The following is a 22,239-nucleotide window of genomic DNA, read 5'->3' as shown; positions in this document are numbered from 1 at the left end:
GATTTTTATATAATATATAAATCTATAATTTAACTTTTGTAGTGAAATCTATGACTTTATTAATAATCCCATAGAGGTAACCTGATATATTCTTTTCTTTCCCATATACTCCTGCTTACTATTCTCAAGATTAGTAAGTGTGGCGCGTGTCTTTTCCTTTTGTGTTTCTCCCTCTATATGAGTAAACTCAATACAATCTCCTACTTTGACTGAAACGGTTTGGCTCTCAGCATCTTGTTGTCTATTCCCTATAATTTCTTTATTGTACAAAATATTACCAGATAAATTCTGGACTTTAATGCTTGCATACGTATTACTAAAATAAGAATGGGGTATACCCGCTTCTAATTTAAGCTGCATTTTTTCTGTTGCTTTGTTATATTCTATTTTCGCGATTTCTCGATCATTATATCCCTTTAATGACCAAGCGAATTGATTTCCATCTAAAACCGTTGTTTCTGGCATTTTCTCTACTTTCTTCAAGCCTTCTTTTGTAACTTGATATCTTGCTGTTTTTCCAATGGTTTCATTTTTGTTATTTTCAAGGTTAATTAAAGTTGCTCGCGTTTTTTCCTTTGCTACTTCTCCTTCTATATGGGTAAATTCAATGTAATCCCCTACCTTGACGGGCACAGTTTGGCTTTCAGCATTTTGTTGTTTATTTCCCACGATTTCCTTATTGTACAGAACGTTACCAGAAGAATTCTGGACCTTAATACTAGCATACGTACTAGCAAAATAGGAATGTGGTACACCTGCTTCTAGTTTTACCTTCATCTCTTCTACCGTTTTATCATAATCTACTTTTGCAATTTCTCTATCACTATATCCTTTTAATGACCACGCAAACTTGTTTCCTTCTAAAATTGTTGCTTCTGGCATCTTTTCTACTTTCTTCAGGCCTTCCTTTGTAACTTCGTACATGACTTTTTTTCCAAAACTTTCTTGTTTACTATTATCTACATTTGTAAGAGTAGCTCTATGTACACCTTCTAGATGTGTTAACTCTATATAATCCCCTACTTTGACTGGAAATTTTTGCGATTCAGCATTTTGCTGTTTGTTTCCATAAATCTCTTTGTTATAGACCACTTTTCCTGATGTGTTTTGTACTTTAATACTTGCATATGTACTATCAAAGTAGTCATGTGGTACACCTGCTTTTAGATTAATTTGCATTTCTTCTGTTGATTTATTTAAATTTACTTTCGCAAATTCGAAATCTCCAATCCCTTTCAGCGACCATGCAAATTCATTACCTTCAAAAATGTTTGGAGATTCATTTTTGATTTGTACCTTTTTCTCAACAGTTTGATCAAATATATCCGTTAATACAATTTTTGCATAAGCATTTGTTGGTAATGATATAGATTGACTGATTCCATTTTGATAAGATTTAATATCATTAATTACGTTAATAGGTTGGCCCGTCATATTTTCATTGTTATAAATTTCAATTTTCCCCTTAAATTGCGGTGTACTATTTTCTTTTAGTTTCCAAGATACATTTAATTTTTCATTTTCATAATATATAGATTGGATATCAAAATCTAGTTTTCCTATTTCAGGTTGAGTAGGTTGATTTAGCGTGAATATTTTTCCTGACCCAATAGTAGACTGCGTATTACCTCCTGCTTTGACCCATACATATTCTGAAGTAGATCCTCCATCATATTGATAAGTATTATCATGCGTTCCAGAAATACTTTGATTATTCCAAGAACTCCATTGTTTATCAACTAATTTTCGGCTATAACCATTTTTTAGGCGCGCTTCTCGAACATTCTGTCCACTATCAGCCCAGTCTTCTTGAAACATTCCTAATCCATGATTAAATGCAACATTAGCAACCGGAAAGTCCATAATTGCAATCTGATGCCATTTATTCTTTGTTACATCTTTCATCCATTGTCCAAATTTAGTATGACCATTTTCTTGCCATGAACGCATTGTCATTGTGTACCAATTGTAGTCTTTCCAACCATAAGTTGTTTGAACCTTCATTCCTGTTCCTTCTCCCCCAAAGGGTCCAGCTTGCGAATTCGGAGATAAGTATTCGGCCTTTATTGCTTCTTTAGAGGAAATTGGATCCCATAAGGCAAAATGTAAAGTACGTTTTCCATTTTCATCAAACCCACTTTGTTGTTGAAAACCAGCATATCCTCCAGCTTCACCACCTGCATTCCAGTTGTGTACAGCCCAGTACGTATAAGGTGGAGTCTGAACTGGTGACCAGTCTATACTAATAATATCTGAGGCAGGTATATTTTGGGGACTCACATAAACTGCTGGAGCAGCTGAATGTGTTGCAGCTTTAGTGTGCGAAATAGACGTTCCAAACATAGAAAACATGCTACATGCTGCGGTCATTATAATAACTTTATTAAATCTTTTCTTCGTTTTCTGACTAATCACTAATCTACATCCTTTTCTAATTTTTATTATTGAATAATAACTTAGTAGAGAAATCTATCAAAATTCAAACAACATCCAGTAAATCTTTAAAATACTGCCCCAATTTTATGTTGTTCTATCTTCACATCTGATTCTTACATGTTATTTGATTGTAAGTGGTTTCCATAAAGATAACGCAAATATCCAATTCGGGTCACCATTTCCTTGATGATTTTGAACCGCTTCATACACCGTCCCTTGATGTTCTACTTTATCGCCCTTTGTATATGCCTTCTTTGGATCCCATTTTTCATAAGATACATTTTGATCTTTGGTTTTTACCGGAAGAATTTCACTTTGAATTGATGTATTTCCAGCTGCATCTACAGCCTTCACTGCATATTTATATTCCTTATTAGCTGTTAAGTTTTGATCAATAAATGTCGTTCCTTGTACGGTTTGAATCAATTGTCCATCACGTAATACCTGATATTCTTTTACACCTATATTATCTGTAGAAGGATTCCATTTTAGCTCTACACTGTTAGAAGTAAGATTGTTTGCATATAATCCTTGTGGCTGTGTGGGAGCTTCTGTATCTGGTTTCGGATTAACAATTTGATTTACTTTTTTCAGGCCATCCTTTGTAACTTCATACATTACTTTTTTATCAAGACTTTCACGTTTATTATTATCTAAATTTATTAATGTTGCCCTCTCTCCGCCTTCTAAATGTGTAAGCTCAATAAAATCGCCGGTCTTTACTGAAACTTTTTGTGTTCCAGCATTTTGCTGTTTATTCCCATAAAACTCCTTGTTATATACTACTTTACCTGATGTGTTTTGCACTTTAATACTTGCATATGTACTATCAAAGTAGTTATGTGGTACACCTGCTTTTAGATCAATTTGCATTTCTTCTGTTGATTTATTTAAATTTACTTTTGCGAATTCAAAATCTCCAATCCCTTTCAGCGACCATGCAAACTGGTTTCCTTCTAAAATATTATTTACATCAGGCATATCTGGTTTAATTGGATTAGAATCCGTACCCTTCCAAATCTCTGCTGTTAAAATTGGATATCCTAATGCAGCTACCTTTTGAATGGTATCGTTATTTGGACGTAATCCCCACTTCTCAAAGAAAGGAATCAAATTTTGTTTGGCTACTTTTGATGCTGAAATCATAAATAATTGTTTTTTATTTTCATCAGTTTGTGGAAGTTCACTTGAAGGCATGTCTCTATACAATTGATGCAATTTAGGATAAAAATCCTCTCCATACGCTAACTGTAGTTGCCAAAGCATAACAAGCTTTACAAAAACATCGCTAATTTCATCATAATTTTTATTCACTTGTTCTAAATATTGAAATGCTTTTGGATAAATTCCACTTTTCTCTAAGTTGGATGGTTGATTAAATGCTTTTTCTACAGAAAGGCTGTATATATTATTTTGTACTTCTGTCATATTATAAAACTTCCAGGGCGATTGTTGTCTCAAATGTCCTGCCTCATGCCAAGGGCCCCAGCCATCTGTTATAAATTTATTAATATCTAACACGTATTGGATTGCATCTCCTACATATGCTGTTCGATAAGAAGTTGCATACATATAATAATCAGGAGAATGATTTTCTTCTACGTAATGAACATAATGTTTATCTACTTGTTCTTCAGATAATCCAGCTACTTTGTCTTGAATTCGAGTAGCTTCATCCATCTTTTTTAAGAGTTGTACAGGATCTGTATTAGAACCCAACAAATATTTCTTAACACGTGCAGGGCTGGCCGTAATTAATACACGTTCGCCTTTTAACTCCACTGCATGTGCATTAGGATATTGGTCCAGCATGTTTATTAAATCTTGTTTCGTATGCTTTCCTAGTTCAAAGAAAGGCGTAGTCGTTCCACCTGTTGTGATTGTTGTTCGAATGGTACCACCTTGCTGTTTATTATAAAAATAAATCAGCCCCCCATTTGGAGATTGGATTGTGTTTACACCAGGTTTTAATGTAAATGATTTTATCTTAGAATCTTCTCTCCAAGAAGCATCATACGAATACGTTCCAATATATACCTGAATATCTTGATTACCTTCTACATTAATCGTTATTTGTTCATTTGGTTTTGCATATAAACCAGTTGGTTCATATGGACTAAATGCCATACTTTTTCTTTCCTGTTGTTTTAGTACCTCAACATCTCCTTTTCCTGGGACTGTAAATGTTATATTTTCTGATTTAACTGACTTTTCACTTTGCAGTGATGTCGATAAATTTTTTTGCTGCTCCTTTTGCTCCGCAAAGACATCTGATGAAGAAATCATTCCAGTCGCAAGCATAGTTACTGTAGCAGTAGCTGCAAGTATTTTTCTAGTTTTATGTTTTGAATTATTCCCCATATTATCTCCCTCATTTTTCCTTAGTACTCTTAAGGATTTTTTGTTTTCTTCTTCATGTTTTTACAATCTAAACTATTCATACTATTTAAGTTGTGTCTATTACTCTATATTTTTTCATAAATATCTCCTTTTCTTTATTTATTATTGTATATAAATGTTATTTGATGACACATTAAATAACAACTTTACGATAAACTCATCGATAACAGCCTATTATGTTTTGATTCTGTATTCTAAACTCCCATCTAATTGGAGAAATACACCCAATTGGAGAAATCAGTAAATATTTTTCAACATTTAAGGGTTGGAATCTCACAAAAAAATTCATAAAACTTATTTACTTTAAAGGTTTAAACAATTGTGACCACATTTGTTTGAACCTCCACAATTTTTTTCTAAGCTATTCTCTAAAAATCTTATTTTTCGTTGTAAATAAACCTGATTGGTACTCTTTATGCAAAAGAAAAGATGGAATCTTTAATTCAACTCCACCTTTTTTCGAAATAAAAAGCATCTAATTCTATTTGAATTAGATGCTTACATTTAGTCCTTAGGCCTAATATTCTAAACTATTTACGCGTTTGTAAATCTTTTTTTATTACATCCCAGAGTGAATTATCTTGACGCATCGGTTTACCCTCTTCATCCCATTTTATTTTTCCTGTTCCCAATTCATAATCCATCCCTGTCCATGTGTCTTCACGAAATGCATAGAATGATTTATGCCAACCTTTTTGGTTGAAGATAGAAATAAGATCTTGCATGTATTGGGTAGCTCCTGGAACAGTACGGTTAATTCCAAACTCCTCTGCAATAATTCGATTAGATGATACATGATTTTTCTTAGACCATTGTTGGATTGGCTTCAAAAATTGCTCTAATCCCTGCTTATTCCACATTACAGGTTTCTCTAAATCTCCTACTTTTACTAATCCTGGATATTGATACTCCTTATTTTGTTTTTCACCTTGACTCGTTAATTCATATGGTTCATACATATGAAATGCATATAGGGTTTTTTTATCATTTACTGGTTTTAAATATTTAAAGGCCCATGGAGTAGCATATAAACCTGAATCTAAAATAATCGGTGTTTCTTGGTCTACTTCACGAATGGAATTGATTACTTTTTGATAAAATCTGTTTAAATCCGCTGTCGTTCCCTTCACTTTTGCATACCATTTCTCATAATCTTCCGTCCAAAAATCATTATATCTATTATTTTTAACTGTTTCTGGATGTGGTTCATTTATAATATTATAACCAACCACCGCGGGGTGATCTTTTAATTCCAAAGCAAGATCCTTCCAAAATTGACTTGCTTGTTCTTGATACTTCTCTTCCTCCCATATTCTGTCGTCATTCTTGTTATTATTAAATTGGCGCCATCGATCACCAGGTAAGGATAACATTGTAAGAACAACTTTCATTCCTTGTGATTGTGCGGCATCTAAATCCGCCTTTAATTTTTCTAAATCCTCCTTTACTAATCCCTGATAGTTATCTGCATTACCTATCAGAAAATCCTTTCCAGAAGTATCTGGTTTATCCTCAAATAGAAAATCTTTATCTTTTGCCCATTTATCAGGTGCTAAACGTACATATTCAATATTAGCTTCTTTTGCACTTTTATAGTTTTCAGGTAATGACGTACTATTCATGAAATTAGTACCCTTTCTTTTCGAATCCCAAAAACTAATTTTTGAATCGCCTTTGTGGTATGTATCAGCTCTTACATTCATTTCCTGTACTCCGAAACTCATCATGCCTAATAACGCAACAATTGGCAAAATTTTTTTCACAACTTTTCCTTCTTTCTCTTTATATTTAACACACATAACATACCTTTGTTTTGTTACAGGAATATGGCAATTTCCCAAAAATTCTTTTTTAGTTTATAAGATCGCAGCGCATTCATAGAAATGAAAGGGATAATTAGAACATTGCTTCATTTTCAAAGAAACAAAAAAGGAATCCTTTACGGATTCCTTTTTGCAATTCACTCTTTTTCAAATGGTACATTTCGCACCTATTTTTAGTATACCTTATAATTCCTATAAAATAAATAAGATTAAATGAAATTCACTTCAAATTGTGATAGAAAACATAATTAAGAAGCGAAGATAACTAAATATTATCCCTTTTATTAAATAAAAAAGATTAAATAATTCCCCCTCCAAACTAGGACCCCTTCGCATTTTTTACAAATATTGTTATAATTAGATAAACCAGAGCATTACCCCATTAACAAAGGGACTCCATAATTGGAGTCCCTTTGTTAATTAGCTATTAAAAATGATAGCATGTGATTATTGTATAATTTCTTCCTTTTTTAGATCTGCATATTCTTCTACGAAATCCCATAAACCTTGCTTTTCGAAGTAAGAAACACTTTTTTCACTTCTTCTAAGAGTTTAATTGCTTCATATTCATTAAGAGAATGTAAAATATTGAAATGATATACATACTCTTCATTTCCTAATTCCATACAAACTGCTAATCCTTTTTCAAATTGCTTTAAGAATATACAAGCTGTCCCTAATGCGTTTTCACAAGAAGCAATTTTCACCTCATATCCCATTAGCCCAAAATACAAGGAATATAGATACGTATTTTACTTTCAAAGGCTGAAACCTTGCTGCATAACTACTGAAAATAAACATAAGAAAGACGTTCAAATCCATATGGATAGAACGTCTTTTCACTTTACTTTATACAGATACTGATTTTTCACTTATTCATTTTGCATTGTACTTAAAAAATCGATAAATTCATCTTCATTTACAGGTTTACTGTAGTAATAGCCCTGAATTAGATAACATCCATTACGTTGTAACACTGTTAATTGTTCCTTCGTTTCCACCCCTTCTGCTATCACTTTCATGTTTAAAGTATGAGCAAGTGAAATAATGGTTTGTATAATTTCATCTCCATCAGTAGAAATTCCGATCCTATTAACAAATTCTCTTGGAATTTTCAAAATATCAATTGGATAAAGAGGCAGATACGCTAGTGAAGAATAACCTGTACCAAAATCGTCAATTGATAAATGTACACCATATGATTTTAATACTTTTAACTTCGATAAGGTTTCTTTTTCATCTACCATTGCTATTCGCTCTGTTAATTCCAAATCAATTGAATTAGCAGGTACTCCTATCTCTTCTATGGTAGATATCATTGTTTGAACAAAATCTTTCTGTTCAAACTCTATAGCTGATAAATTTATCCCCATCTTTAGATTTGAATAGCCCGCAGAATGCCATTCTTTCAGTTGTCGACACGCTTTCTGTAACGTCCACTTCCCAATTGAAATAATCTGCGCCGTTTCTTCTGCGATAGGTATAAACTCAAAAGGAGAAATCAGCCCAAGCTCTGGATGTTGCCAGCGTATTAAAGCCTCTGCACCAATAACCTTACCTGCCTTACTATCAATTTGTGGTTGATACAATAAAAATAACTCATTATTTTCAATTGCATTTGGTAAATCCTGTTCTAATCGTAATCGACGAGTTACTTTTTGTGATAATGTCTCGTCATACATACAAACAGCATTGTTACCTTTTTCCTTTGCGCTATACATAGCGATATCAGCGTGTTGTAAAAGTGTAGTAGTATTTATTCCTCCAAATGGATACACTGCTATTCCTATACTAAGAGATAAGTAAAAACTATGCTGATTTACTACAAATGGTTCTTCAGTTATACGAAATAGAGTTTTACACAAATCCAATAGCTGTTGCTCTGTTTGGTTATGGACAATGATTGCAAACTCATCTCCACCTATTCTTGCTAGAGGAATAGTCGGTGACAGACATGTCCTAAAACGTTTGGCAACTTCTTTTAAAACTCTGTCACCAATCGAATGACCCAATGTATCATTAATGGTCTTAAAGCGATTTAAATCAATATACAGGAGCCCGAACTTATCCTGTGTTTTTTGTGCACGCTTAATGGATCTATCTAATTCTTGTTGGAAGAATATACGATTTCCAATCTCCGTCACCGTATCATGGAACGCAAGATAATTTATCTCATCCTGTTGTTGTTTCATCCTCGTTATGTCTTTTACCATTACATAACTCCCAAAGGTTTGTCCTTCTATCATAATAGGAACTATAGTGACATACCAAAAGAGAATATCCTTCTCATTGTTATTTTTCACACGTAACTGTAACGAAGATGAACTACATCGTTTCCCTTTCTTTATAGCCGATTCCAATTCAGATTTATCTTCATCTAAAAAAATAGAGAAGCACTCTTTCCCTATTAATGCAGCACTTTCTTTTCCTAATAACATACTTCCAGCCTGGTTTATATTTAATACGATACCATTTGAATCAATCGTTAAAATAGGATCTGGATGATACTCATATAAAGACTTAAATCTCTCTTGATTTTTTACCAAATCATTAGATTTGTTTATTAAATCCCTTGTTCTTTGAGATACTGTTTGTTCTAATTGATTATTAAACACTTTTAAGGTCTCGGTTAAATCTTTGTTTTGCATTCGTACAATTGTATGACGAATCAGTACAAATACAAAAGCAATACAATTTCCCGTAATCAATGTAGCTGAAGAAGTTTGTTCTTTCAAAGTAAAGCCAATTAAGACTGCAACTGCAAGATAAGGAAATATGACAAGAAGTTCCCTTCCAAATTTCGGATTGACAATAAAATAATTTCTTTTAGAAGAAGTATTCTTTGGGATTGTAGCAGCAATAGCGATAAATAATAGGAAAACTCTATACAAACACCTTAATAATATAACTGAACGATCTGACAAATCATCTTGTAAGTAAAAATATAAGTAGTCCGTAATAGCCAATCCAGTTAATACTAAGATAAAAATAAACAATTTACTTTTTGCATTGAAAATAGCAGGTCGAAAGATTAGTGTAACTCCAAGTAATAGAAGCAATAAATCTATAATCGGAAAAATAAATGAAAGAAAAACATCTCCAATTGAAAAGAATAAGATATTTGCGGAAGGTTTATTAAATAGGTACCACTCTAATGTAAAAATAGCAGTAACAACAATGCATAAATCACAAAGTAAATACGCTCTCTCCCATTTGTTACATTCCATCATAATTTTATAAAAAAACGCAAAGAGAAAGAAAAATAAGAAAAACAACAAAAATATATCAGAGATATTAAAATTTTGTATTGGTAATTCTACATTAAGTACTTGAAAAGCAGATATGAAATTTCCTATCAGGAAACACCCTATCGCAATAATTATGCAAATCCAGAATACTCCTAACTTAATTTTTCTGGATAATATAGAATACAGTAATGAGATAAATACAGTAGTTTCAACGACTAAAGATGATAGCCGGATATTAAAATCTGATACGAAATAATGATTCGGAAGAACAAATAAAAATATACAGCAAAAGCTTATATAAGCTATTAAAGCCAATATCAATACATAAAATTGCACATATGCATATTTACGCAATGGACTCACCTTCTTGAGTTTTTTCTATACTTTTATTAAGAAATGTCTTGATAGTAGCACAACTCCTACTAATTAAAATGTGTGCTACCTATTATCCATATTATGACCTTTTTAAAAGATTTCTTTCTACATACAACAGTCTTATTAACTTTTTGTAGATGTTTACAATTTTCAATACTGAGGATTCCAAAAAGGATCAGTTAAAAAATGTAGTTTTTCAAGTATTTGTGCATCGTAAATTTGGATTGTATAACTTATCTACTCTTTAAATATGAGATAAAATCTAATCCTCTATTGAATTATAGTTAGTTGCTAACTGTCACACTTAAAAAGGAATGAAAATATACTATCTTTAACATAGAAATTCGAATTAGTTTTCGAAACTAACTGTAACAATTATAGTTACAACTTAGATTGATGTCAATTTCATATTTCCTCCTTACTCAAAGAATTATAAATAATCTAGGATTAGGTGAAGCTGAAGCTGATATTGCATCTCTCTAAAAAGAATGTTACTCTAAAAATAGAATTATGAAAGGAATGATGGATGAATAATGATTAACTAATTTATATTTTAAGTTGAATTTTATAACTTCAAACTACAAAATATAGGGTTAGTCTATCCATTTTTAAAATTCAGTTCATACTTTATTTGTCATGATTCAAATGATTAATAAGTACTTATTAAGTATAGACGAAAGACTAATCCTTCCGATTACAATTGGGGGATTTTTTTATTCCCGTTTATGTTAGTTGGAACTTATTAATTGTTAAATGTACCTAACAAATAAAGGAGCGAGAAAAATGAGTACTTCAGACACTATTGTTACACATGTAATGCTCTATATAAGTCGTTAATATCCATCAAACTTATATAGAGCAATTAAAAAATGGATGGATGTTCCGACTTTATATGAAACGTTTCGATATATAAAGGAGGAATTATTATGTCAATGATAAAAGTCCAAGATTTAACTTTTTCATACCCAGGTAGCTTTGATAATATTTTTGAAAGTGTAAACTTCCAAATAGATACGGATTGGAAGCTAGGATTTATCGGTAGAAACGGACGAGGTAAAACGACATTCTTTAATTTATTGTTAGGGAATTATGAGTATGGCGGGAAAATCCTTGCTTCGGTAGAATTCAATTACTTCCCCTACTCTGTTGCAGATAAGAACAAATTCACTTATGAAATCCTTGAAGAAATTTGTCCCCAAGCAGAAGATTGGGAATTTCTGCGTGAGATATCCTATTTAAATGTTGATGCTGAGGTCATATACAGACCATTTAAAACATTATCAAATGGGGAACAAACAAAGGTGTTGCTTGCTGCACTGTTTTTAAATGAGGGCCAATTCCTATTAATTGATGAACCAACAAATCACTTAGATACTGATGCACGAAAGATAGTCTCTGATTATCTAAGGAAGAAAAAAGGATTTATTTTAATTTCACATGACAGAATCTTTTTAGATGGGTGCGTTGACCATATCCTATCTATAAATAGAGCAAATATTGAAGTTCAGAGTGGTAACTATTCTTCTTGGAAGTTAAATTTTGATAGACAGCAAGAGCACGAAGAGGCTACAAATGAGCGTCTACAAAAAGACATAGGGAGATTAAAACAGTCTTCCAAGCGTTCAGCAAGTTGGTCTCATGATGTGGAAGCTTCAAAAAATGGAACGAGGAATTCAGGCTCTAAGTTGGATAAGGGGTTTGTAGGTCATAAAGCAGCCAAGATGATGAAAAGAGCAAAAAACCTTGAATCAAGACAACAAAAAGCTATTGAAGAAAAGTCAAAATTACTAAAAAATGTGGAGAAAACTGAGTCCTTAAAATTGGAACAATTACAATTTAAATCAAATGAATTGATTACTTTGGTTGATGTGTCCGTTAAGTACGATGACCAAATTGTGAATGATTCGATTAGCTTCATAGTTGAACAAGGTGACCGAATTGTACTTGATGGAACGAATGGGAGCGGAAAAAGTAGTATCCTAAAACTAATTCTAGGACATCCGATACAGCATACAGGCTTAGTTATTTTAGGTACAGGACTCATCATTTCCTATGTCCAACAAGATACTTCTCATTTAAAGGGATCGCTATCAGACTTTATTGAACAGCACAAGATTGATGAGACCTTATTTAAATCCATCCTACGTAAGATGGACTTTGACCGAATTCAATTTGAGAAAGATATATCTCATTATTCTGGTGGACAAAAGAAAAAACTGCTTATCGCTAAAAGCTTATGTGAAAAAGCTCATATATATATATGGGATGAACCACTAAATTTTATAGATATCTATTCCCGTATGCAAATCGAAGAGCTTATTCAACAATTTAATCCCACAATGGTTATTGTTGAGCATGATAAAGCATTTCAACAAACAGTTGCAACAAAAACTATATCTATGTAGCTCAAAACGAATACTTGAAAATATAATCAGCAAATTGAGTCATTGAATTATAAATACTTTAATGACGTGTTGAAAAAAGCCTAATTTCTCTACAATACATTGAGAAATTAGGCTTTAAATAGTAATAATAGAATTCATATACACTGAATAATTTACACGTTAGGTTTATCTGTTAATGCAGTAACAATCCTGTTCACTAAGTCTTCTGGCATCCATTCATGATTTGTATCATCCGTTTCATTTGGGCCTAAAGAATCAATAAACTTTTTAAACTTTGGAAATAAAACAATAGAAGTGATCCAATGTATCGTATGATTTATAGAGAAGAAATGAAAAACTCCTTGCTTTTCACCCTCCTGTAATATTTCTTTTAACTGTTCAAAATTACCTATGAAATACGGTTTAATCTTTTCTAATCGTGCACTTTCCTTAATAATCTCCTCATATGCCAATGATCCAATTTCAGGGTTCTCTTTTATATGTGTAGTAAAAACCGTTAAATATTCTCTAAGGGCATTGATAGGATCAAATTGATTCTTCTCAAGAAAATTGGGTAGCTCATTAGCAAGACCATATTTCTTAAACACCTCATAATATAGGTTTTCTTTCCCATTAAAATAGTAAGAGGCCATAGCAACATTCACTTTCGCTTCTTTTGCAATTTCTTGTATGCTCGTACCTTCGTAGCCACGCTCTCCAAATTTTTTCTTAGCAGCCTTTAAGATATTTTCCATCGTCTGCTCTCGAGATTTCCCCATTTCACACACCTCAAATAGTATATATTTCACTTCAAAAACCCAATAAGGACTTTGAATAGAGTATCTTTTTAATGAAATTTAATTATATATTTAAAGTGGTAACTTAACAACCGATGAAGTTCTGATTACTTTAAACAATATCCCCTTGCGTAGCATCAATAGCTTTCAAATACTTTATGCTCTTTTCTAATCGAGTGAAAGTCTGGACAAAAAACATCTAATGTTATCTTAACTTCGTGTGCAAACAAAAAAGTAATAAGGACCAGATCTTATCTATAAAATAAATAAGATCTGGTCCTTTCGTTACAGTATACAAATTTAAAATAAACTAGCGTACTCGTATCTTGATGAGATAATTGTCCATCAATCGTCCATCATTTTCTGACTAAATCTGTTTAATCTCGATATAAGGTCCTTTAATGTTTAATTTGTTAATATCATTAGATATATTGCCTACAGTTGATTTTTCATTAAAAGTATAGACCTTTTCACCATTTACAAAGATACCCCAATTTTTATCTTCGTAACTGATACCATAACCAGCATTGCTAGACGTAGCTTGGAGTTGATTTCCATTCATTGAAAGAGATAATTTCCCTTTTCCTTTGTTAAGTTTATCATTCACACTGTTGATACTATTCATTTGTTCTTCAAGGGCTTTTTGTTTATCAAGAGTAACTTGATGGTTTTTCCAGTCTAATTTATAGTGGTTCGTAAAGAATTCATTATATGTATCTTTATTATTTGTTCCCCACCATTTTGAACTTACCCATTCGATATTGTACTGATCTGAAATTCTACGATTTGTTATTTTTAAATCTGATGTAGTTTCTGTTTTATCAGCAGTAATAACCGCTACTACGTTTGGAGAAAAACCATATCCTGTTAAAGCTGGTACTGTATCTTTTGAAACAAAATTATTCGTTCCTTCATTATAACTACGTGATTTCATAAATAGTTGATTACCATAGAAAGTATTGAATGAATCACGATTATAAATTCCCCACTCTGGGAAATTAAATGATTGGAATCCTACTTTCCAATTTAATTTTTTATCTGTGTGAGTCTCCAATACCGTTTTATAATCTACTTGATCATAAGATACACTTTCTTTCCAAGCAAAGCTACCTGTGATACTTGCATCGGCATTTGGCCCTTTATCATTTACTCCTACTTTAACACTTCCACCAAGTGTATACCCTACCTCAGAAGTGACCTTTGCTGAAGTCATTGTATTAACTGGGGCAGCTTTATGGAATTGAGCACTATCACCACTTGTTATTTCTGCTTCAGTATGATAGGCTGATGGCCATTTTAAACCTGCGTTATAGTATCCGCTATTAATTGTATATTTAGCATCTATATTACTACCATCGGTGGTAACAATTGCAATCTTTTTATCTGCGTAAGGATCCTCAATAAAAGAAACCTTTATTGAATTTTTGATATTTTGCTTCATGTCATAAGTAGTTTTAAAACTATTATAGACCTTCCCACCATTTTGAAGATTTTCTACAGTTCCTTTAGACTCTGCAAATGCAGATGTTGCTTGTAAACCAAATGATCCAGACATAATAACGGACGCTACCGCAACGCATTTAGCTATTTCTTTTGCTTTTTTCATACAGACAGCCACTCCTTCTTAAACATTTAAAAGATATAAATATATTATTTCTAGTTCACAAAAATAGAGATAGATTCATAGCCATACAATATAGAAATTCATTAACTTTATGACACTAACTAAAAACACATGTTTCACTAATCTTCCTCTCACTATTATTGATAACTATTATCAATATTATTAAAACATAAAGTAACGATTTAAACAACAATTTTAAATACAAATTTAAAATTGTTGTTTAAAAAAATACAAAAAAATTATAGAATTCTTCATTTCGAGAATTACTATATTTTCAATTACTTATTACAGCCTATATTCAGATACATTATTTCCTTTCCATTCATAATAATCTAAAATTCCTTCATAAATGGCTTCTGCTGCAATTTGTCTGCCATTTTCCGTAGATAATTTACTGTAATCAATACCATTATCTATAAACGCCAGTTCCGTCAACACAGCTGGCATGTCATTTTCTCTTATAACATGAAGGTCTCCATGTTTAACTCCTCTGTCTCGTGTTTGAAGTGCCTCTACTAAACGTGTTTGAATTTTTTCTGCTAAAACGCGACTTTCTTCCACATGAGGATTTGTTTTTTCGGATTTAGAAGATTTATAGTAATATGTTTCTGTCCCTTTTGCATTACCATTAAAAGCATTTGCATGTACACTTATAAAGATATTACCCTGATTTTTCTTAGCAAATTTAACACGTTCCTGTAAAGAACTTTTTTGATCATGTCCTGGTCTATTATCAGATTGACGAGTTAATAAAACTGTAAATGGTGTATGCTTTTCAAGTAATTGTTGTAGACGTAAAGAAGTGTCTAGTACAATCTTACTTTCAGGTAATCCCTTTGTGGATTTCCCAGGATCTTCGCCACCATGTCCAGGATCAATAATGATTGTTTTACTTTCTAATGGGTTTTTTGGACGATGTTGCATCATATCTGTTTTTGCAGTAAGTTGAGCAGCTTCAGCACGTGTTATAAATCTATTTGGTTGCCAACCGTTCTCAGTACCATTGGAAATTTTCAAACCGATTAAAATATTGGCATATTTTTCTCCCCAATGCCCTTTTAAATCTTCAAATTTAACCTGCTCGTTATGATTTGATGTGCTTTGTAGTTTATATGCATTTACTAGCATCGTAGCCATAGCAGCGCGAGTTACTTTTCCGGATGGATTGAAGATTCCATTACCCTCACCTTTAACAATACCAGCTTTTTCAGCAGCAGCAATATACGGAGTAGCCCAGTGGTTTTGTGAATCTGTAAATGATGGTTTTGCATTAGAGTCAATTTGTATACCTAAAACTTTTGTCATAATTTTTGTAGCCGAAGCTCTGTCTAATGAGTCATTTGAACCGAAAGTTCCGTCTGGATAGCCATTCAATACCTGTTTATCAACTAAATAATTAACGGATTTGTCCGCCCATGCAGGAACATCTGGGAACTTATGAGTATTTGCAAATGTATTAGATGAGTAGGATAATAGACTTCCAGCAAGAATTCCTGTAGCAATTAATTTATATTTCAAAATGTAACACCTCTATCAATTTATTACAATTTGGTAAATATATCATTTATAATTAATCTTTAAATAATACGACTTTGAATAAAGAATAGATCACGTTATTTATATCGCTATATATCGTATAACGAATTTAAAATCGAACTATTACTCCAAAAATAATCCTCGGACATACACTTATAGATAGAGATTATTAAATATACTCACCAATATTGTGTAACCAGTATAGTTACTTATACATACGAGTGTCAATTAAAATAACCTTACAATTTTGTAAGATAACCACCTTAATAGTAAACAAAGTAATTATTAAATAATATAAATAGTTACTAGATATAATAAAATAACAACCTTAAATTTTGAAAAAAGACTAATTATTTTGATAGGAAAATAACTTATAACACCAACATTTTTAACAATGCTTTTGAATCCTACTTTACTCTATAATTCTCTGTTATATTCCAACGTGAATGCTCCTATAATATAGTCAATTGCTGCAATGAATACTACAAACTTATAACATTGTATTCCCTCAAAAAACATCTCTAGAAGCCACCTAAAGTAGCCTATATTAATAAATTCACACAATCCATCTTTTCATTCCCTTAAGACATCCTCAAATTTTACAAGGAATGAAAAAAGAAGAGGGAGACCTTCCCTCTTCACCAAAAAAATTAAAAAACACCTTAATTTATATCCCCTGCCTTTTACAATCTCACGTCTATTGATAGCCAGTTTAATTCTTCAATTCTATTTTCATAGATTCATGTATTCTTCTAAAGTCTGCTTTTGTTTATATATATTTTCAGCAATATCTCCTACATAGCGAATATGCCAAGGTTCATATGCATAACCTGTAATACTTTCCTTTCCCTTAGGGTAACGAATGATAAACCCTGCGCAATGCGCGTTTTCTTTCAGCCATTTTCCTTCCTTCGTATTAGCAAAGGATAACTCTAGTTCATTGTTCGCACTTTTAGAAGAAACGTCCATTGTTAACCCTGTTTGATGTTCGCTATGTCCTGGTTTTGCCGAGAAGCGATCCGTATGCTCTTGTCCTTTTCTTTTCACATTGTTTGTATACAATCGTTGTTGATAGTCATAGGAACGAAATCCCGAAACAGCATTTAACTGAATCCCCTCCTGCTTTGCTAAATCAAATAACTTTTCCAGTGCTTCTGCCGCCTCTTTACGGAGGTGGCTCTTTTCTACCGTTCCACTAAATGAGAATGGTACATTTGGTACAACTAAATCCTCTGGTTTATAGTCTTCGGGTAATCCATATTCCTTATTAACTACAGCCTGTATACTAGCAAAAGAACTTTCATTGTATTTGGATTGCCCTTTTCCTCTACTATCTTTCTCTTTATTTATGGAGTTTTCACGAGATTCATAGTTCGTCTTATCTGGTTCTTTACCAATAGATTGATTGGTGTAAATTATAAAGATACCTAACATCATAATTACACAAATGAAAATTCCTACTAATTTAAGTCTCATTATTCATTTCCTTCCTGCAACTCTTACTATTTCTCGTTCATAATATCTCAACCATATCAAATTCATATTAATTTGAAGTGAACTTTTGTTCTTACCATATTTCTTAATAGAAAGACTGTATATCCTTCTATTTGTTTGACATCATTAAGATGCTCACAAATATAAATAAATTCTATTCCTACATATAGATAAAAAATCTAAAAATTTATATAATAAGATTAGAAGTGTAGCGTATTATTATTGAAGGGTCTTGGTATAATGCTAGGCATTAATGTAAAAAAAACAAATGAAGAGTTAATTATTTCATGGCAATTGGCGGAGATTACAATTCCATTACGTGATGTGATTGAGATTACCGAAGATGCTACCTATGCTGGTGTTGAAGAAGTAGATGTCATACGTATTGGAACAGCTTATGGGACAACAGACCGTATTTTAATTAAAACAGTAAAACAAAATTATGTATTATTTACTACAAATAAATTTGCTATTTTAAATGCCATTCACGCTTGAATATAGGAGTCTTCTTAGCTAAAATGATAAAAATAAGCACATCTTGTTATAAAAACAGATGTGCTTATTTTTTAATTTCTATGCATTTTTACGTTTTAAGAAAATCACTCCACCAACAATTAACAGTAATGCGCCTGCAGCCATAGAGATCCAACTTGTAAGATTAGTACCTGTTTGCGGTAACCATCCAATTTTAGATTGAATTTCTTGCTTAGGTTGTGGTTGTTCTTTTACTTGCTCGTTAGGCTGCTCTGGTGTTGGAGTATTTTTATCTGAATTTGGCTGTTCTGGTTTAGGTTGTTCCGGCTTTACCTCTTTAAATTTCACTGTTTGTTCCTTATCTTCAATTTCAGCGTGAATAGCTACTAATATATTATCTTGATACAGTTCTTCAAATACTACTACTTCGTTACCTTGTAATGCAGAAGCATTAAATGTGAAATCTAGTGTGATAGAACCATTCTTCTCTTTAGCAATAAACTTAGATTCTACTGTTACTTCTTTTCCATCAACTAATAATGGCTTGTTTGTTGCTTTATCCATCAGTTTACCTTTTACAACATACTCTTTACCCACGATTAAGTCTTTGTATTCCACTTTATCTTGGATTGTTACAGATTTAGAAGCGTCTAACTCTTTAGAACCATCAGCTTTGTTTGTTGCTGTCGTTTTAATAGAAGGTTCTACAAATCGAACTGTTTGACCTACATCGTTAATGTCAGCATGTGTTGCAATTACTTGACCTTCATGTAATAAGTCTTCAAACACGACTACTTCTCTTCCTTGCTGTTCAGCACCAACAAAAGTAAAGTCTAATGTTACAAAACCGTTCTTTTCTTTTGCAGTAAACTTCGTTTCAGCTGTTACTTCTTTTCCATCAATTAATAATGGTTTGTTAATAGCTTTGTTCATTAGTTTACCTTTTACAGTGTACTCTTTACCTACAACTAAGTTAGTATACTCCACTTTGTCTTGAATAGTGATAGAATCCTTTGAATGAATCTCTTTTCCACCATCAGCTTTGTTTGTTGCTGTCGTTTTTACTGATGGCTTAACGAACTTAACTGTTTGACCTTTATCATTGATATCAGCATGTGTTGTAACAATTTTTCCTTCTTTCAATAACTCTTCGAATACTACTACCTCTTTTTCTTCTAAACCAGTTGCATCAAATGTGAAGTCTAATGTAATAGAGCCATTTGCTTCTTTTGGTGTAAACTTCGTTTCAGCTGTTACTTCTTTTCCATTTACAACTAATGGTTTATTAGTCTCTTTATTCATTAATTTACCTTTTAAAGTGTATTCTTTACCTACTTGTAGGTCTTTGTATTCCACTTTATCTTGGATTGTTACAGACTTAGACGTGTGTATTTCTTTTGTACCATCTGTTTTATCAGTAGCTGTTGTTTTTATTGAAGGAATCTTTTCATCTTTGACAATGTGTTTAATGATTTGACCATTCTCTTTAATTTCAAAAGAGAACGTTTCTTCATTTAATACATAACCTTTTGGCGCAACAGTTTCTTTATATGTGTATTTTCCAAATGGTAATTTTTCAAATTTAGCGATTCCTTTATCGTCTGTTTTTCCTTTTACTACTTCTTTTCCTGCTTCGTTATAAATCGTAAATTCTGCATTTGGAAGCTTGTTATTTCCATCAGCTACATCTACCTTTGTAATTTCTAGATCACCTTTGATAAGATGATTAACTGCCAATAACTCAATAATCTTCCCATGTTCCTTTATTTCGAACATAATTGGTTCTTTAACAAGAACGTAACCATGTGGAGAAGCCTTTTCTACAAATGAATATTTACCATACGCTAAATCTTTGACGTTAATCTCGCCATTTTTATCTGTCTTATATTCCCCAACTACTTTTCCACTTTCATCTTTCAATTCAAATACTGCACCTTCTAATTTTTTGCTAATATCTTCATTATCTACTTTTAGTAATTTTACACTACCTTTCACTTCGGTATTTTCCACTGTAAAAGTAAGTGTTTTATTGTGCTCTTTAATTTCAAAAGGATACTTTGTTTTATTTCCAATATATCCATTAGGTGTTTTTGTCTCTAAGAAATAATACTTACCATACGTAAGACCTTCAACGTTTGCAATTCCATTTTCTTTTGTTACTACTTTTTGCACTTCTTTTCCATCTTCAGTAAAGACTGTAAATTCAACATTTGGTAAAACCTTTCCTGAATCACTGAGCTTTTTAATTTCGATGTTACCTTTTACTTTGTTATTTACTATTTGGACAGCTCCTGTTTCTCCTGTCTTAACTTCAATAGTTTGTGGTTTATCATCTGAAACATAGCCTGTTGGTGCTTTAATTTCTTTTAATGTGTAAATACCAATTGGTAAGTTGTTTAATTCTGCCATACCATCAGCACCAGTCGTGATTTTTCCAACTGATTCATTATTTGCATTAAAGACCTCAAATACTGCACCAGCTAAAACTTCTCCATTTTCTCCAACCTTTTTAATTTTTAAAGAACCAGCTGCTTCCCAATTTACTGCAAGATCACTACTAAGCTTTTCTTCATTTCTTTCTAATAGTACTGTAGCGTTCTGAACAGTATCCGTACCACGGTAAGCAATTGCTTGAACTTTAGTTAAATTAGCAGCTACACTTAAATTAAATTCACCCGTTTTTGTATTCTTAGGAATTTGGATACGAAATTTTTCTCCAACTGAAAGCTGATCTTTCACTTCTCCATTTTCACTAACAATTCTAACTCCATTAGGTGCATTTTTCGCTACTACCTTATAAGAACCACTCTTAGCATTTGTTTGTACTGAATATAGATTTGTTTCGAAGAATTCACCCTTTAATTCTGCTTTTTGCTTTTCAGCAGGAATCACATTCATAAAAACATCTTGAGTCTCTTCACTATTATTAGCATTACTAATAATAGCCTTAGCTGCTTTTTCAACATTTTTATTCTCATGTTTTAATTCATTTACATCGAGTTGACCTAATGCATTCCAAACCGCAAGTTGCGTTGCATAATGCGCTTCATTTTTATTAGTTACTCCCAGCTGTTCAGCACTTTTTTGTGGGAAACCATTTAATAAGACTCTATATACTACATTATCTGTTTTCCCCATTTCAGGAAGATCTTCACCATTTGGTGATTTTAATCCAAGAGTTAAGCAATAAGCAATTTGACCACTTGAATTTTTAATCATTTCAGTGCGAATGTACTTACCTAGACTATTACTATAACTCCAGTCCATTGAATATTTCTCATGCGTCATAACCTCTGCACTAGCCCTAGGTAAAAATACATTAAGGAATAATGCCAGTACTGATAATAATGTAAAAACTCTTATAATGACTCTCTTACCCAATTTTGTAACCTCCCTAGAATAAATTAATCCGAGTATATATCGCAATATCTAAAACATTCACGATCGACCCGATTATCATTATAAAACAATAAATTACAAATATTAAATAATTTTAATGAAATAGTCAAAAAATTTACACATTTTATTATTTATCAAGTTTTTTAACGAATTTACTATATACAAATTCTAAAACACGCCTACAAGTTAAAAGACAAATATGTATGTTAAATATATAAATACCAATTCCTTCACTTCAGTTATTAAGCT

The 22,239-nt window shown here is 32.1% G+C and carries 12 protein-coding genes; 2 read left to right on the top strand and 10 right to left on the bottom strand.

The annotated features are described in order from the left end of the window. Positions 1-48 precede the first annotated feature (48 nt). The 5 genes from BM089_RS16510 to BM089_RS16490 all read right to left on the bottom strand — a co-directional run bounded on the left by BM089_RS16510 (position 49) and on the right by BM089_RS16490 (position 10,261). Positions 49-2,415 carry a putative mucin/carbohydrate-binding domain-containing protein gene (locus BM089_RS16510; protein WP_090977457.1) on the bottom strand — a complete coding sequence of 789 codons (2,367 nt, stop codon included), beginning with the start codon at positions 2,413-2,415 and terminating at the stop codon, positions 49-51. 141 nt (positions 2,416-2,556) lie between these two features. Then, complete coding sequence (locus BM089_RS16505; RefSeq protein WP_090977455.1) at positions 2,557-4,797, bottom strand: M60 family metallopeptidase; 2,241 nt, start codon at positions 4,795-4,797, stop codon at positions 2,557-2,559. Between the two features lie 569 nt (positions 4,798-5,366). Then, positions 5,367-6,635: a glycoside hydrolase family 5 protein gene (locus BM089_RS16500; protein WP_090977453.1), complete on the bottom strand. Its 1,269-nt coding sequence runs from the start codon at positions 6,633-6,635 to the stop codon at positions 5,367-5,369. 512 nt (positions 6,636-7,147) lie between these two features. Further along, a complete protein-coding gene (locus BM089_RS16495) occupies positions 7,148-7,378 on the bottom strand; it encodes a hypothetical protein (protein WP_029948057.1) in 231 nt (76 codons plus the stop codon). A 153-nt stretch (positions 7,379-7,531) separates the two neighbouring features. Further along, entirely contained in the window at positions 7,532-10,261 is a 2,730-nt protein-coding gene (locus BM089_RS16490; protein ID WP_139213273.1) for a sensor domain-containing protein, read from the bottom strand. A gap of 947 nt (positions 10,262-11,208) precedes the next feature. On the opposite strand from BM089_RS16490, the gene BM089_RS16485 reads away from it, so the two are divergent. Beyond that, positions 11,209-12,687, top strand: a complete 1,479-nt coding sequence (locus BM089_RS16485) for an Lsa family ABC-F type ribosomal protection protein (protein ID WP_000061792.1) — start codon at positions 11,209-11,211, stop codon at positions 12,685-12,687. Positions 12,688-12,839: 152 nt separating this feature from the next. Here BM089_RS16485 and hlyIIR read toward each other — a convergent pair whose 3' ends face one another. From hlyIIR to BM089_RS16465, 4 genes are all read right to left on the bottom strand, one after another. Then, a complete protein-coding gene (gene hlyIIR / locus BM089_RS16480; RefSeq protein ID WP_090977449.1) occupies positions 12,840-13,445 on the bottom strand; it encodes a hemolysin II regulator HlyIIR in 606 nt (201 codons plus the stop codon). A 385-nt stretch (positions 13,446-13,830) separates the two neighbouring features. Continuing rightward, positions 13,831-15,069, bottom strand: coding sequence for a hemolysin II HlyII (gene hlyII / locus BM089_RS16475; RefSeq protein ID WP_000709371.1), 1,239 nt, complete (start codon positions 15,067-15,069; stop codon positions 13,831-13,833). Between the two features lie 303 nt (positions 15,070-15,372). Continuing rightward, positions 15,373-16,605, bottom strand: coding sequence for an N-acetylmuramoyl-L-alanine amidase (locus BM089_RS16470; RefSeq protein WP_000875659.1), 1,233 nt, complete (start codon positions 16,603-16,605; stop codon positions 15,373-15,375). A gap of 750 nt (positions 16,606-17,355) precedes the next feature. Then, positions 17,356-18,099, bottom strand: a complete 744-nt coding sequence (locus tag BM089_RS16465) for a M15 family metallopeptidase (protein WP_090977447.1) — start codon at positions 18,097-18,099, stop codon at positions 17,356-17,358. Positions 18,100-18,357: 258 nt separating this feature from the next. Between BM089_RS16465 and BM089_RS16460 the strand changes: the two genes are divergently transcribed. Beyond that, positions 18,358-18,612 carry a SunI/YnzG family protein gene (locus tag BM089_RS16460; RefSeq protein WP_000900689.1) on the top strand — a complete coding sequence of 85 codons (255 nt, stop codon included), beginning with the start codon at positions 18,358-18,360 and terminating at the stop codon, positions 18,610-18,612. A gap of 78 nt (positions 18,613-18,690) precedes the next feature. On the opposite strand, the gene BM089_RS16455 is transcribed toward BM089_RS16460, so the two are convergent. Then, a complete protein-coding gene (locus BM089_RS16455) occupies positions 18,691-21,972 on the bottom strand; it encodes a VaFE repeat-containing surface-anchored protein (RefSeq protein ID WP_090977445.1) in 3,282 nt (1,093 codons plus the stop codon). Positions 21,973-22,239: the final 267 nt, after the last annotated feature.

Origin of the sequence: Bacillus sp. 5mfcol3.1, assembly GCF_900114335.1 — a bacterium.
GTDB lineage: Bacteria > Bacillota > Bacilli > Bacillales > Bacillaceae_G > Bacillus_A > Bacillus_A thuringiensis_S.
This window is presented reverse-complemented; position numbering and strand designations above follow the sequence as displayed.

Bases quoted from the DNA above. Each gene is read 5' to 3' on its own strand.
- hlyII (WP_000709371.1), bottom strand. From the start codon at position 15,069: ATGAAAAAAGCAAAAGAAATAGCTAAATGCGTTGCGGTAGCGTCCGTT.
- BM089_RS16495 (WP_029948057.1), bottom strand. From the start codon at position 7,378: ATGGGATATGAGGTGAAAATTGCTTCTTGTGAAAACGCATTAGGGACA.
- hlyIIR (WP_090977449.1), bottom strand. From the start codon at position 13,445: ATGGGGAAATCTCGAGAGCAGACGATGGAAAATATCTTAAAGGCTGCT.
- BM089_RS16465 (WP_090977447.1), bottom strand. From the start codon at position 18,099: ATGAGACTTAAATTAGTAGGAATTTTCATTTGTGTAATTATGATGTTA.
- BM089_RS16485 (WP_000061792.1), top strand. From the start codon at position 11,209: ATGTCAATGATAAAAGTCCAAGATTTAACTTTTTCATACCCAGGTAGC.
- BM089_RS16500 (WP_090977453.1), bottom strand. From the start codon at position 6,635: ATGTGTGTTAAATATAAAGAGAAAGAAGGAAAAGTTGTGAAAAAAATT.
- BM089_RS16505 (WP_090977455.1), bottom strand. From the start codon at position 4,797: ATGGGGAATAATTCAAAACATAAAACTAGAAAAATACTTGCAGCTACT.
- BM089_RS16460 (WP_000900689.1), top strand. From the start codon at position 18,358: ATGCTAGGCATTAATGTAAAAAAAACAAATGAAGAGTTAATTATTTCA.